Raw genomic sequence first — 325 nt, 5'->3', positions numbered from 1 at the left:
TGGCTAGTAATTCGTAATATTTGAGGTCAATAAATCTGGCGATCGCTATTCTGAATTAGGAGAGCGATCGCTTTTTTTGGGGGAGGAGCGATCGCATTGCACCGCCAACACCGAACCCACGGGGCGCTCTTTGGGCAACACCGAACCCAGGGGGCAGCGATCGCCTAACTTAAAAAATATTTACATTTTCCAGGATTGCCAAGGCGACGCGATTGCCTTACAATACACTCACGAGATTTAAAATCGAGCGTCAGCACCCCGCTCTAAAGAGACGGGGCTTCTAGCCCCTGACTTTAGGTAGCTGACCAGCCTAAGCCCTACGAGG

1 protein-coding gene is annotated in these 325 nt (G+C 50.8%); it reads left to right on the top strand.

Translation table 11 applies throughout. The features are described 5' to 3' along the window. Positions 1-76: 76 nt before the first annotated feature. Positions 77-241: a hypothetical protein gene (locus LKK83_RS09625; RefSeq protein ID WP_324630868.1), complete on the top strand. Its 165-nt coding sequence runs from the start codon at positions 77-79 to the stop codon at positions 239-241. Positions 242-325: the final 84 nt, after the last annotated feature.

The organism is Phormidium sp. CCY1219 (assembly GCF_035615515.1).
Taxonomy (GTDB): Bacteria; Cyanobacteriota; Cyanobacteriia; order Cyanobacteriales; family Laspinemataceae; genus CCY1219.
The sequence above is the reverse complement of the archived record's forward strand: the minus strand, read 5'-3'. Positions and strand labels throughout refer to the sequence as shown.